Below are 13,477 nucleotides of genomic sequence, written 5' to 3'. Positions count from 1 at the left end.
CCTTTATTATAGCATGACGCAACTTTAAAAGACAGCAATCCCCATCGAACCCAACATTTCGCTAAGGAGCGACATCGGCAGGCCGACCACGGTAAAATAATCGCCCTCAAGCCGCTCCACGATCGTCGCGCCGAGTCCTTGAATCCCGTACGAGCCCGCTTTATCCATGGGCTCTCGCGTCGCGATATAACGCCGGATTTGCTCGTCGTCCAGCTGCTTCATCACCACGCCTGTGGTGCTGTGAGCTACCAATCGCCCGCCTGTCTCTGTATCGATCAGCGCAACTCCGCTGTATACTTCGTGCGCTCTGCCCTGAAGGGCCTTCAGCATGCGAAAGGCATCCGCTTCATCCGCCGGCTTGCCGAGCACCTCGCCCTCCAGCACGACGATCGTATCGGAGCCGATCACGACGCCTTTGTATTCGTCTCTAGCCTCTACCTTACAACGTTCGTAGACCGCCTGCGCTTTGCGACTAGAAAGTTCTTCCACAATCTGTGCCGGTGTCAGTCCCGGCTCTGTCGTTTCGTCCACGTCGCTGGCCAGGATGGTATACGGCAGCTTGAGCGACCGGATCAGCTCCTGCCGCCTCGGGGAGGAGGAAGCTAAAATGAGTGTTTTTGCGCCAATAATCGACATAAATCGCGACCTCGATTCGAAGTTTTTAAGCGTGCTTTTGTAAGAGAACCGGAACTACAGCCTGCGGTACAGCCAGAAGCCCGCTGCCAGCCCGAGTATGCCGATTAAGTTCAATTTGATATGCAGATTCAAGTCGTACCGGATTACGAGCAGATCCGCTTTGGGCTGCCAGGACAGCTCCACGGCTTTGACCAAAAACGATAAGGCCGGAACCGGCGACAGCAGCTGTCCGATGAGCGTCCCCGCGACCAGTCCGATGAGCAGCATAAGGATGAGTGTGAAGGTGTTCTTTTTCAAGATGTAGGATACCTCTTTCGCTAAAAATACATCCAAATTTATGAAACTATGTATCGAGCCTAGTATACCATATTTTGCAATCCGCCACTTGCTCTTTCTAGCCCGCATCCCTTCGCGCACACCGGTCAAAGCCACTACCGCGCATGGCATATGTTACCTGCTTACAGACCTCTAAATCAGCTTGTACAATGGATTTTGAAAGGAGTGAACCGGATTGAAGAGCCCTCTCTTGCGACTCGGTCTGCTGGCCCTTGGGCTGCTGATTGCCCCTGGCCCCGCTTCGGCTGCGAAAATCGTTGTCGATGCCGGTCATGGCGGAACCGATTCCGGTGCGATCGGCGTAAATCAGCTACAGGAAAAAGAAGTTACTTTGGATATTGCCGGCCGGCTTCGCGATCTCCTCGTGCAGCACGGCTATGAGGTAGCGATGTCGCGGACTACCGATACATATGTCTCCTTGTCGGATCGGGTCGCCTTCACGAACGCCCAAAACGCGGATTTGTTCGTCTCCATCCACGCCAACGAATACAGCAGCCCTACCACGCGCGGTGCGATGGTGCTGTATTATGACGACGCTTACCCGCAATCGAGCTACCCGGCGAGCGATGCCATGCGAGCGCTGACCCCGCAGAGCAAGGCGCTCGCGCAAGACGTGCTGGATTCGTTCGTGGGCACGACCGGCCTGACGAACCGCGGGCTCGTGGAAAGCGCCGTCTATGTCGTGCGAATGGGCCAGATTCCGAGCATCCTTGTTGAGACGGCGTTCTTGTCCAATCAAGCGGATGCGGCGCTGCTCGCGGATTCTACCATGCGCCAGACGATGGCGCAGGGGATCGCCCGCGGCATCGAGGCGTACCTGCCGACGTCGAATGTCGTGTTCCCGGACACGCTGGGACACTGGGCCCGTGAAGCGATCCTGCGGCTCAAAGCGCAGGGGATTGTTGACGGCGTCGGCCGAAGCTTCGAGCCGAACCGGGCTTTGACACGCGCGGAATGGGTGACGCTGCTGGGTAGGGTTTTCGACCTGTCGAAGGCGCAGGCAGGGAGCTGCTCTGCCGCCGGCGGCACGGTCGCCGGCGCGGTGTACGGCAGCGGCGCTGCCGGCGGTGGCGGGTGCGAGCCCGCCTCTGCCGGCGCGGGCGCCGCCGGGGCTGCCGCGTTCCGCGACGCGAACGCGGGGTCTTGGGCCTTCACCGCCTTGGACAAGGCGGTGAAGGCCGGCGTGCTGGAGGGCTACCCCGACGGCACGCTGCGGCCCGACCGCCCGGTGACCCGGGCGGAGGTGGCCGCGATGTTCCAGCGGCTGGCGGGGCCGGCGCTGGAAGGGACGCTGCGGCAGCCGTTCAAGGATGTGCCGCCAAGCTATTGGGCGGCAGGAGCCGTTGCGGCACTGACGCAGGCGGGCTGGGTGAACGGCATGACGGCAAATCAGTATATGCCAGAGCGCTCGATCACCCGCGCCGAAGCCACCGCGCTGCTGGATCGATATTTAGCGGCGAATCCGAAGAAGTAAAGTTCGCCGTCCGCTGTCGCAATAAATGCTTTTGAAGCACTTATTGCAGCGAAATAAGGCTACCATCTCGAATAGCTGCTTTTACGGCACTTATCCCAACTTATCGTAAGCGCATATGTCGGAACGCTCGATTAGTTGCTCCAAAAGCAGCTAATAGAGTATAAACCCGTATCCAATACAAAAAAGAAGCCAACCCTCTGCCTACGAGGATTGGCTTCTTTCCGCTTCTAGCGGCCCGCTGTCCTTACTGCACAGCTGTCGCCTTCAGCAGCTCTTTTTCCGCTACAATATACTGCATCAGCGCGCCCTGTGCCTGCCACAGGTAGGCCGCCGATGGGCTCTTCTTATACTCGTCCAGCGATAGGACGGCGGTGTTGAGCGCGCTGTTCATTTTGGGCAGCGACGCCTTTCCTGCCTCGCCCAGACCGTCGCTAACGGCGGTGGAAGAGCCGGACCAGGCCTGATGGGCTGTCTTGATCGCCTGCAGGGCCGACTCATCGATCGGCGCCGGCTTAGCGTCGCCCAAATGCGTGATGGTTTGCGCTGTGATGAGCGTAATCAGCTTGTCGCCTTGTGTGATGTAGCTTTGGAACAAATCGGCCTGCTTGCCGTTCCACTTGATTTTGCTGACGGCTGGAATATCAAACGGCTTGACGAGCACGTCGATTTTCTTCTGCTGGAACTGTGCGCTGAGTCCGAGTGCTTCATCGCGGTTCATCCCCATCCCGACGTAGACGGGAAATTTATCGCCAGCATCGGCGGCCGCTGCCAGTCCTTTTTTCTTAAAGTCCGCCGCTGCCGTATCCGCACCCTGCGCTGAGCTGAACACGCCGCCCTGCAAAAACGTATAGGAACGAGCCGGCAGGCTCACAGCCACCCCGGTCGTCGCAGACGCGGTCTGAGCAGCTGATGCCGAAGCCGGATCACCAGCCGCCGCCTTATCCCCCGGTTTTACTGCTGTATCCGTCGACTTACCGGTGGTTTGCCCTGTAGCGTCCCCAGGCTTGACCGCCCCTTGAACCTGTTTCGTTGCCGTACCCGCATCCACCGGCTTCACCTTTGCTTCTTCGTCGCCTCCGGAGAACATCGACAGCACCAAAAATCCGAACGCCACCCCTGTGATCACCGCACCAGCCACAGAGGTTGTAATTTTCAGCCAGGAGCCGCCGCCCGGATTTTTCGAGTAATAGGCGGTTTCCTGCGGGGAATACCAGCGATGGTCGCGCATCTCCTCCTCCGGTCTGGGCTCAGGCTCCCGCTCCTGCTCCTGCTTCGGCTCCACGTAGCCGGTTTCGGGATTGACCGTCGCGCCGCCGGAGGCCCGGATGATGCTCTCGATCCGCTGCGTCTCGGCGTCAAAGGAGCTCTGCCAGCCGCCAAAGTCGGTCGTGTATTGATTAAGCTGCTGCGCATCTATGAACTTCGGCTCGGGCGCCGCCGGTTTTCCTCCCTCGGTACCTCGGAGTGCCGGGGCTATCGTTTCCTCCCGCGTCGTCTCTTCTACTACACTGTATTCTTCCGAATGCAGCGGGATCACCTTGGCCTCCAGCTTCGGCTCCTGCCGCCCCCCGCGGTTTCCGGTTTGCCTTTGCTCCTGGTCGAAGCGAAATGTCATTTTGGCCTTGTTCATTGATTCAACTCTCCCTTGTCCCTTTTTTCGTATTACTAGACTATGAGAGTTAGAAAAAAAATAGAACAAGCACCGTGAACTCTTACTCCGATCCGGCTTGCTCGGCGATCCGGTATTCCGAAGGCGTCATGCCCATCATTTTGCGGAACACTTGGGTAAAATATTTGGCATCCTGATACCCGACCAGCGGCGCAACCTGATACACCTTGACCTCCGTATTACGCAAAATGGAGCAGGCGCGCTCGATACGCAGCTTCGTCAAATATTCGAGGAACGTCATGCCGCTTTCTTTCCGGAACAGCACACAAAAATGGCTGCAGCTGAGCCCGATAAACTCGGCAATTTCGTCAATCCCCAGATCGTGATGGAACCGCTCGTCCATATACTCCATCGCTTTGCTGATCGACCGGCTATCTTCCTCTCGGGAGGAGGCACCGGCCAGCCGATCTACCGACTCACTCAACTTGCCTCTCAGCAGCAGCTCCGCTTCTTCCAAGGTGCCGCACAGCGTTCCCCGCGCCCTCCGGCATTTGTGTAATCATCCATTTCCCAGCCGTATCCTTGGCATTGCCTTTGATCACGCCATTCATCCATGCTGGAGCCAGCATGACCGCAAACCCGCCGCTGTTCGTATCCTTCGCCCATTCCGGCGTCCACAGCGCGTTTTTGCCAACCCAGCCATCTTTAATGCCTTTCACCGTAAAGTCGTAAGCCTTCTTCACCTGCGCGTTTTTGTCGCCGATGAACTCATCTTTGTCGTTGTAGTAAATATCATTGCCTTGATCCCGCACACCGTTAAAAACCAGGTCCGGCATATCGACGAACGGTTTGCCCGTCTTTTGCTTGTACTTAACCGCAGTTTGAGCGAATTTATCCCAGGTAGCAATCTCTTTGGCGAAATCCTCCGGCTTGCTTGGAATACCCGCTTGATCCAGCAGGTCGGTACGGTAGTACACAGCCGTCGGCCGAGGAAGCCTGCTTCCATTTCCAATCCAAATAATTGCCCTTGATGCTGCCCGCGCCCAGATCATTCAAGTTATTGAACTTGTCCTTCGCCTCCATGAATTTCTCCAGGAACGCGATCTCCACCATGAAAATGTCCGGTGCACCTTTCCCCGCAGAAAGCGCTGTCAACATATTGTTGTGATGAGCGGTCTGGTCAGACGTGTTTTGAATTTTAATGGTCACGTTCGGCTTAATCGCCTTGTATTCCTCCGCCAGCTTCTCATACCCATTCGTCCCCAGCGACCAAACGGTCAACTCTACGGGCTTCGCCGTTTCCGTTTTGGCGTCTCCGCCCGCCTTCGTCCCCGTGCTTGCCGTAGTCGTCCCTCCGCTGCTGCATGCCGTCATCGCCGCCGCCAGCACTACCGCTGCACCTGCCGTTGCCCATCGTTTAAGCAAACTCATGCTCCATACCCCTCTCGTTTCTTGTAATCGTTTTACAAGTTTATCGTAAGGGATTGGAGCTTCCTTGCCGAGGTGACGATCCTTCGATTGGAGGTTGAAATTTGTATGATTGCAGGGGAAGCTGTATTGAGAATCTTGCATCGGTAATGTAAAATATGGCAGTCTATTGTCTATTTTTTTGTCCCTTTTAGGTACTATCCCTATCACTCAGGTCGAAATTATGCCTATAACTAAAAAATAATTAAATATCCTAGAAATCATATGATCGAACTCTTGCCCCCGAAACCCAACACCATATATGCTGCATTATTTAAGCCAAACACCAAAAAAGCCTCCGGATTCCACTTGAGCTACATTGCTCTGTGGAATTCGGAGGCTTGTTGTCTTATTTCTTGCTGAGCGCAATTAAGCACTTTGCCAGCCCGTCGGCGGCCTTCCAGATGTCGCCCGCGCCCATTGTGAGCACGAGATCGCCCGAGTGCACCGAGCCGAGCAAATATTCCTGCACTTGCTCCTTCGTCGGAATATACTGCACGTTCGAGTTGCTGTTCTGGCGAATCAGCTCCACCAGCTTCGCTGAGCTGATGCCCTCGATCTGCTTCTCCCCGGCCGGCGAATAAATGTCGGTGATGATCACCTCATCCGCATCCGGGAACGCCTTGCTGAACTGCTCGAACAAGAAGTACGTCCGCGTATACCGCTGTGGCTGGAACACCGCAACGATGCGCTTGCCCGTAGCTTTCGCTGCTTGAATCGTCGCTTCAATCTCGGTCGGATGATGCGCATAATCGTCGATTACGAGAATGTCGTCCACTTCGCCCAACACTTGGAAGCGCCGCTTGGCTCCGCGGAAATCGGTGATCGCCTCCGCCACCTGGTCAAACGTTAGTCCCGCTTCCATACAGGTGATCAGCGTCGCCAGGGCATTGAACACGTTGTGTCTACCCGGCACGGACAAATGAATCGCACCCAGAACGGCACCTTTGTGCACGACCTCGAACGCTACTTTCCGGTCGCCTAGCTCGATCGCCTGAGCAATGTAATCGGCATCCGACTCGATCCCGTACGTAATGACCTCGCTCTTGATCTGCGGAATCATTTCCTGCAGGTAGGCGTCATCCTTGCATACGATGGCCTTGCCATCTTCCTTCACTTGGCTCAGAAACTGCGCGTACGCTTTTTTCAAATTTTCAAAGTTTCCGTCGTAGTTTTCGAGATGATCCGCTTCAATATTATTCACCAAGGAAAGGGTCGGGTGATACTGCAGGAACGAGCCGTCGCTTTCGTCCGCTTCCGCTACGACCCAGTCGCCTTTCCCTGCTTTGGCGTTGCTGCCCACGTTCATAATCTCGCCGCCGATGATGAAGGTTGGGTCCTGACCGCAGCTTTCCAGCACGAGCGCAATCATGGAAGACGTCGTCGTCTTGCCATGCGCGCCGGCTACGGCAATGCCCTTCTTCTGATTCATCAGTCTGGCCAGCATTTGCGACCGGTGCAGGATTGGAATGTTAAGCTCCTTCGCCGCCTTCATTTCCACATCATCTTTGGAGATAGCGGTAGAATAAACGACGATATCCGCTCCATCCACATTTTGCGCTTTGTGCCCTATATACACTTGTGCTCCCTTGGCCGCCAGCTTTTCAGTCAGCTCCTGCTGCGCCAAATCGGATCCCGAAACTTGGTAGCCCATTTCCAGCATCACCTTGGCGATCGCACTCATGCCATATCCGCCGATGCCGATAAAATGGATGTGCTCCGATGTATTCACGCTCGTTTCACCAGCCTTTTTCAGAATCGGATTGATGGTTGATCCGGGAACGTACATCCCCTATTAAATATAACGTGCCGGTTACGACAGCCAGGTCATCCGGTGAAGTGGAACGCTTCACGAGCTCCAGCGCCTCTTTCCAGTTCGGCTCCACAATGACATTCACGTCACGCCGGCCGATTTCCTCGAGCAGTGTATGAGCGAGATCAGCAAGGTCCGCAGCAGCCGCTTTTTTAAACCAATCCGGCTCGGTAACGATGAGAGTATCCACTATTGGTAGTATATGCCTGAAATAACTCGTATGATTCTTATTCGCCAGCATTCCCATCATTAAATGGAGTTTTTTGTATGAATACGTGCTTTTTAGCGATTCCGCCAGCACTGCTGCCCCTTCCGGGTTATGCGCGCCGTCGATCAAGATCCGCGGAGACCGCGAAACCATCTCCAGGCGTCCCGGCCACGCAGCCGCACGCATCGCACGGTACAAGTCCTCGTCCTCTGCGATGAAGGCGTAATACTGGCGCAGCACCTCCAGCGTCATGAGCGCCACAGCGGCATTCTTCGGCTGGTGGGAGCCGTTCAGCGAGATCGTCATCTCGGGAATGTTGCGGAACAGCCCGCTGAAATCAAATGTCTGTTCGTCTTCTTTGGTTACGCGCATATCATAACGGAATTCCCGGCCCAGCAAATACAGCGTACTGTTCTTGGCTTTCGCCGTTCGCTCAATGACGTCGATGACCTCCGGCTGCTCCACCGCACTGACGACAGGAACGCCCGCTTTGATGATCCCCGCTTTCTCAGCGGCTACCTTCTCGAGCGTATCGCCCAGAATATCCATGTGGTCATGGCCGATATTCGTAATGACGGAAACGATCGGAGTCACCACATTGGTGGAGTCCAGACGTCCCCCCATCCCCGTCTCCCAGACGACAAAATCCGGATAAGCGACACGGGCAAAATATTCGATGGCGATCACCGTCGAAATCTCGAACATCGAAGGCTGGCCGAATTCCTCGACCACTTCATCCACTAGCGGCTTCACTTTGTTGATCACTTGCAGCAGGTCTTCGTCCGGGATGTTCTGCCCGTTGAGCCGAATGCGCTCGTTGTACTTCTCGATGTAAGGGGACGTGAACGTCCCCACATCATAGCCGGCCTGCTTGATGACTTCCGTCAAGTAGGCGCAAACCGAACCCTTACCGTTCGTACCGGCCACATGGATGAACTTTAAACGCCGATGCGGGTTGCCCAGCAGCTCCATCAGCTTCTCCATGCGCTCCAAGCCCGGCTTAATTCCGACGAGCGGGATGAAGCGGACGACCCAGTCGACCGCCTCCCTCACCGTCTGAAAAGGCGCTGCCGCAGCAGCTTGTTGTTCCATGCTCATGACCTGCTCACCCTTTCAGCTCGGCGATCCGTGCAAGCACCTTATCCCGTTTGTCGGCGTAATCGGCCAGCTTCGCTTTTTCTTCTTCGATGACCTTCGCCGGCGCTTTCGCAACAAAGCCTTGGTTGGACAGCTTCTTCTCGATCCGGTCCACTTCCCCGTGCAGCGTCTGCAGCTCTTTTTCCAAGCGCGTTATTTCCTGGGCAATGTCGATCAGCCCCGCCAGTGGGAGATAAAGCTCCGCACCAGTTACGATGCCGGTCATCGCCTTATCCGGCGCCGTCATCCCTGCATCGATCTTCAGCGAGGAGGTGTTGCAGAAGCGCTTCACGTATTCTTCGTTGCGGCTAAGAATCGCTTGAATCTCATCGCCAGCCGGCTTCACTTCAAGCTCAACCTTCTTGCTCATCGGCACGTTCACTTCGGCGCGAATGTTGCGAACCGTCCGGATAATATCCATGAGCAGCTCCATCTCGCGGACCGATTCCGCCGCTTCAAAGCGCGCTTCATACACAGGCCACGAAGCCAAGGTAATCGTCTCGCCTTCATGCGGCAGATGCTGCCAAATTTCTTCCGAAATAAACGGCATGAACGGATGAATCAAGCGCTGTGTCCGGTCAAGCACGTAGGCCAATACAGACTTCGTCGTTTTCTTCGCGGCTTCGTCCGTGCCATACAGCGACAGCTTGCTGAATTCGATGTACCAGTCGCACAGATCATCCCAGATGAAGTTGTACAAGAGGCGTCCGGTCTCGCCGAACTCATAGGCATCGATGAGCCTTGTCACGTCGCGGACAGTCTCGTTCAAGCGGTGCAGAATCCAGCGGTCCGCCGTCCCCAGCTTACCGTTCAAATCGATCTGGGACGCTTGGAAATCGCCCAGATTCATCAGCGCAAAGCGCGAAGCGTTCCAGATCTTGTTGGCAAAGTTGCGCGCCTGCTCGACCTTCTCCCAACGGAAGCGCAGATCCTGCCCCGGTGTAGAGTTGGTGGAGATCATGAAGCGCATTGCGTCCGCGCCGTACTTCTCGATGACTTCCAGCGGATCGACGCCGTTGCCGAGCGATTTGGACATTTTGCGGCCTTCGGAATCGCGCACCAAGCCGTGCATGAGCACGTCCTTGAACGGCATTTGGTCCGTAAACTCGAGGCCGGTGAAAATCATCCGAGCCACCCAGAAATAGATAATATCGTAGCCCGTCACAAGCAGATCGGTCGGGTAGTAACGCTTCAGGTCATCCGTTTGTTCCGGCCAGCCGAGTGTGGAGAATGGCCACAGCGCGGAGCTGAACCATGTATCAAGCACGTCTTCGTCCTGGTTCAGGTGCGTCCCGCCGCACTTCGGACATACGGTTGCGTCTTCGCGGGAAACAATCACCTCACTGCAATCGCCGCAGTACCAAGCCGGTACCCGGTGTCCCCACCAGAGCTGACGGGAAATGCACCAGTCGCGTACATTTTCGATCCAGTTGAGGTACGTTTTCTCAAAGCGGTCCGGCACGAAGTTGACGCCTTGACCGGACTTCTGCGCTTCGATCGCACGATCAGCCAGCGGCTTCATCTCTACGAACCACTGCGTCGACAAGTAAGGCTCTACAACGGCGCCGCTGCGCTCGCTGTGGCCGACTTGGTGAACATGCTCCTCGATTTTGATGAGCACGCCCAGCTCCTTCATGTCCGCCACAATGTTCTTGCGGCAATCGAAGCGGTCTTGGCCTTGATATTTGCCCGCATTGTCGTTCATCGTGCCGGATTCATCCATAACCAGCACCTGCGGCAGATCATGACGGCTGCCTACCTCGAAGTCGTTCGGATCGTGCGCCGGAGTAATTTTTACCGCGCCGCTGCCGAATTCTTTTTCTACATACTCATCGCCGATAATCGGAATTTCGCGGCCAATGATTGGAAGCACGAGCGTCTTGCCGATCAAATGCTTATAGCGCTCATCCTCCGGATGCACCGCAACCGCCGTATCCCCCAGCATCGTTTCCGGACGGGTGGTCGCGACGACGATAAACTCCTCACTATCTTTCACTGGATATTTGAGGTGGTAGAGCGCGCCTTGAACCTCTTTGTATTCCACTTCGATGTCGGAAAGCGCCGTGCGTGCGGCCGGATCCCAGTTGATGATACGCTTGCCGCGGTAGATCAAGCCCTTCTCATACAGGCGGACGAACACTTCGCGCACCGCTTTGGACAGCCCCTCATCCAGCGTAAAGCGCTCGCGGGAATAATCGAGGGAGAAGCCCATTTTGGCCCATTGCTCGTGGATCGTGCCCGCATACAGCTCTTTCCACTCCCATACCTTCTCGAGGAATTTCTCGCGGCCCAGATCATAGCGCGATACGCCCTCTTCGCGAAGCTTCTGCTCCACCTTCGTCTGCGTAGCGATCCCGGCATGGTCGGAGCCCGGCAGCCACAGCGCGTCGTAGCCCTGCATCCGCTTGGCGCGAATCATAATATCTTGCAGCGTAAAGTCGAGCGCATGCCCGATGTGCAGCATCCCGGTGACGTTCGGGGGCGGAATCACGATGGTGTACGGCTTCGCATCCTGCCGCTGCCCTGCTTTAAAAAACTGGCCGTTCAGCCAATAATCGTACCATTTCTTCTCGGCTTCCTTCGGGTCGTACGTCGTCGGCATCGAGGTGTCCGGCGCCGTCGCTAGTTTCGTCTCTTCCATCATCGTTACCTCCAAAAGTTACGTTCTGCATTAAGAAAAACAAAAAAGCCCTTCGCCGCAAAGGACGAAAGGCTCTCGCTTCCGTGGTACCACCTTCATTCCGTAAAATCCGCTGCACAGGAATGTTCCCGGCCACTTGAAATTACGGCGCTCAACAGATAACGGCTGCAACCGGCCGGGTCTAACGCCTGAATTGACAACGGACAATCATTGCAATGGGCTTCAACCGGGCAACTCCAGGGCGACTTCGACAGGTACATCCTGCGGGACCTTCCAGCGTCTTGCCGGTTCCGCTCTCTGAAGGGTTCACTGCCTACTATTCCCTATCCACGTTTTTCTTAGCATCTATGATAAACAACATTGCGGTCAGAGTCAATATATACATGACCCATATTGTAAGCATTGCCAACCATTTGATAATTAAAACTCGCTCATGAAGAAAAATAAGGGTTAAATACTGCCGGTACCGCTGTTAGCTGAACTCGCAACAAACCTGCGCACATCATTCAGCAGCGCATCGCGGGCAAACGAGCCCTTCTGAATGATTTTCTCCACCTTGCCGTTAAGCCGGCTCCAGTCTTCCGCGGTAATCGTTTTGGCGGTCAGCACCACGATCGGGATTTCGCGCCATGCTTCATATTTACGCAGCTCCGCTACAAATTGGAACCCGTCCATCTCCGGCATCATCAGGTCGAGCAAAATCAGCTGCGGCACCGACTGGGCCACGCTCTCCAGCGCAATGCGTCCATTGGCCGCCCGCTGAACGGAATAGCCCTCTTTATTCAGCATCTTCGTCATCATATCGCAGGTCGTGACGTCGTCTTCGATGACCAGCACGGTGCTGGCGCTGCGATTCGTGATGTGCCTGTCGAGCAAACCCAGCAGCTGGTCCTTCTGCACCGGTTTGTTGAGGAAGCCAGAGGCGCCGAGCGCATAGCCCAAGCTTTTGCTGTCCGTCATGGAAATGATAATCACCGGAATGCCAGCCAGCTCCGGGTCATTCTTCAGCGCGGTCAGAACCGTCCATCCGTCCATGCTTGGCATCAGGATGTCGAGGCAGATGACGCTGGGCCGAAGCTCTTTGGCCAGCCGCAGGCCCTCTTGTCCGCTCTGGGCAAACGCTACGTTCAAGCCTTCGCCGCCCAAATAATGCTGCATCAGCTGCAGCACGGCAGTCTCGTCGTCGATGACCAGCACGGTCGCCCGGCCTTCCTCCATCGTCTCTGTCCTGCTCCCCATCGCTGGCACATCCAGTGCCAACGGCTGCACGGGCAGCCAGCAGGTAAAGGTGCTGCCTTGACCGAACGCGCTCTCCACCAATATCTGACCGCCCATGAGCTGGCAGAAGCGCTGGCTGATAGCGAGCCCCAGTCCGGTGCCGCCGTACTTCCGCGTCGTGGAGGAATCCGCCTGGGTGAACGCTTGAAACAGCTTGCCGATCTGCTCCTCCGTCATCCCGATGCCCGTGTCCTTGACGCAAAACGCGATGCCCGACCGGCCTTCCCTGATCTCCTGAACGGCGCTTAACGTAACCGTCCCGTCTTTGGTAAATTTGCTGGCGTTGCTCAGCAGGTTCAGCAAAATTTGCCGCAGCTTCGTAATGTCGGTCCTCATCTCACCGTCCATACCTTGCACTTCCAGTCGGTTTCCATTGGCTTCGATTAGCGGAGTGACCGTTGTAAGCACATCCTGGATTAAGCTGCCCAGCTCGCACGCTTCATAATATAGCTCCACTTTCCCGGCTTCGATCTTGGAAAGATCCAGTATGTCGTTGATAAGAGCCAGCAAATGCTTGCCCGACGTGTTGATTTTTTGCAAATCTTCAACGAAGGCCGGCTCGCCTAAATCCTCCGCATCTTCCTTGAGCATCTCGCTATAGCCGATGATAGCATTTAGCGGGGTGCGCAGCTCATGGCTCATGTTGGCGAGAAACTGGCTTTTGATCAAATTCGCTTCAATCGCTTCATCACGCGCTTTCTCCAGCTGGGCGGTGCGCTCCCCCACCATCTCTTCCAAGTGATCGTTCAGCTGCCGCAGCTCTTGATTCATATAAAAAATTTCCCGCGTCTTTTCCTCGGTAATTTTCTCCGCTTCCTTGCGCGCCGCCTTTTCCCGTTCCAGCTGCCTGCGGAGCAGTTCGATCTCACTCATCCCAT

The 13,477-nt window shown here is 55.8% G+C and carries 11 protein-coding genes and 1 other annotated feature; of the genes, 1 reads left to right on the top strand and 10 read right to left on the bottom strand.

Annotated features, from left to right (window positions below; all coding sequences use genetic code 11):
- Positions 1-24 precede the first annotated feature (24 nt).
- Entirely contained in the window at positions 25-636 is a 612-nt protein-coding gene (locus FPZ49_RS01040; protein WP_144842485.1) for a Maf family protein, read from the bottom strand.
- A gap of 54 nt (positions 637-690) precedes the next feature.
- Positions 691-933, bottom strand: a complete 243-nt coding sequence (locus tag FPZ49_RS01035; protein WP_144842484.1) for a DUF4321 domain-containing protein — start codon at positions 931-933, stop codon at positions 691-693.
- Between the two features lie 214 nt (positions 934-1,147).
- Between FPZ49_RS01035 and FPZ49_RS01030 the strand changes: the two genes are divergently transcribed.
- Complete coding sequence (locus FPZ49_RS01030; protein ID WP_144842483.1) at positions 1,148-2,446, top strand: N-acetylmuramoyl-L-alanine amidase; 1,299 nt, start codon at positions 1,148-1,150, stop codon at positions 2,444-2,446.
- A 244-nt stretch (positions 2,447-2,690) separates the two neighbouring features.
- On the opposite strand, the gene FPZ49_RS01025 is transcribed toward FPZ49_RS01030, so the two are convergent.
- The 8 genes from FPZ49_RS01025 to FPZ49_RS00995 all read right to left on the bottom strand — a co-directional run bounded on the left by FPZ49_RS01025 (position 2,691) and on the right by FPZ49_RS00995 (position 13,472).
- A complete protein-coding gene (locus FPZ49_RS01025) occupies positions 2,691-4,076 on the bottom strand; it encodes a hypothetical protein (protein WP_144842482.1) in 1,386 nt (461 codons plus the stop codon).
- Positions 4,077-4,158: 82 nt separating this feature from the next.
- On the bottom strand, positions 4,159-4,539 hold the full coding sequence (locus FPZ49_RS01020) for a helix-turn-helix domain-containing protein (protein ID WP_261381188.1): 381 nt from the start codon (positions 4,537-4,539) through the stop codon (positions 4,159-4,161).
- The gene (locus FPZ49_RS36580; protein WP_261381187.1) at positions 4,532-5,032 is read right to left on the bottom strand and encodes a hypothetical protein; all 501 of its coding nucleotides are present in this window, start codon (positions 5,030-5,032) and stop codon (positions 4,532-4,534) included. Before FPZ49_RS36580 ends, FPZ49_RS01020 begins: the two co-directional genes overlap by 8 nt.
- Entirely contained in the window at positions 4,947-5,486 is a 540-nt protein-coding gene (locus tag FPZ49_RS36575; protein ID WP_261381186.1) for an extracellular solute-binding protein, read from the bottom strand. Before FPZ49_RS36575 ends, FPZ49_RS36580 begins: the two co-directional genes overlap by 86 nt.
- A 385-nt stretch (positions 5,487-5,871) precedes the next feature.
- The gene (murC, locus tag FPZ49_RS01010; RefSeq protein ID WP_144842481.1) at positions 5,872-7,254 is read right to left on the bottom strand and encodes a UDP-N-acetylmuramate--L-alanine ligase; all 1,383 of its coding nucleotides are present in this window, start codon (positions 7,252-7,254) and stop codon (positions 5,872-5,874) included.
- Between the two features lie 7 nt (positions 7,255-7,261).
- A complete protein-coding gene (locus tag FPZ49_RS01005; protein ID WP_391563796.1) occupies positions 7,262-8,635 on the bottom strand; it encodes a bifunctional folylpolyglutamate synthase/dihydrofolate synthase in 1,374 nt (457 codons plus the stop codon).
- Between the two features lie 13 nt (positions 8,636-8,648).
- A complete protein-coding gene (locus tag FPZ49_RS01000) occupies positions 8,649-11,321 on the bottom strand; it encodes a valine--tRNA ligase (protein WP_144842628.1) in 2,673 nt (890 codons plus the stop codon).
- 57 nt (positions 11,322-11,378) lie between these two features.
- Positions 11,379-11,660, bottom strand: a binding site (T-box leader).
- A gap of 111 nt (positions 11,661-11,771) precedes the next feature.
- Positions 11,772-13,472 carry a hybrid sensor histidine kinase/response regulator gene (locus tag FPZ49_RS00995; protein WP_144842479.1) on the bottom strand — a complete coding sequence of 567 codons (1,701 nt, stop codon included), beginning with the start codon at positions 13,470-13,472 and terminating at the stop codon, positions 11,772-11,774.
- Positions 13,473-13,477: the final 5 nt, after the last annotated feature.

This window comes from Paenibacillus cremeus (genome assembly GCF_007786445.1).
Lineage (GTDB): Bacteria > Bacillota > Bacilli > Paenibacillales > NBRC-103111 > Paenibacillus_G > Paenibacillus_G cremeus.
The sequence above is the reverse complement of the archived record's forward strand: the minus strand, read 5'-3'. Positions and strand labels throughout refer to the sequence as shown.

What these genes read in the sequence shown, in the direction of transcription:
- FPZ49_RS01040 (WP_144842485.1), bottom strand. Translation starts at nt 636, where the DNA reads ATGTCGATTATTGGCGCAAAAACACTCATTTTAGCTTCCTCCTCCCCG.
- FPZ49_RS01025 (WP_144842482.1), bottom strand. Translation starts at nt 4,076, where the DNA reads ATGAACAAGGCCAAAATGACATTTCGCTTCGACCAGGAGCAAAGGCAA.
- FPZ49_RS36575 (WP_261381186.1), bottom strand. Translation starts at nt 5,486, where the DNA reads ATGAGTTTGCTTAAACGATGGGCAACGGCAGGTGCAGCGGTAGTGCTG.
- FPZ49_RS01005 (WP_391563796.1), bottom strand. Translation starts at nt 8,635, where the DNA reads ATGGAACAACAAGCTGCTGCGGCAGCGCCTTTTCAGACGGTGAGGGAG.
- FPZ49_RS01000 (WP_144842628.1), bottom strand. Translation starts at nt 11,321, where the DNA reads ATGGAAGAGACGAAACTAGCGACGGCGCCGGACACCTCGATGCCGACG.
- FPZ49_RS00995 (WP_144842479.1), bottom strand. Translation starts at nt 13,472, where the DNA reads ATGAGTGAGATCGAACTGCTCCGCAGGCAGCTGGAACGGGAAAAGGCG.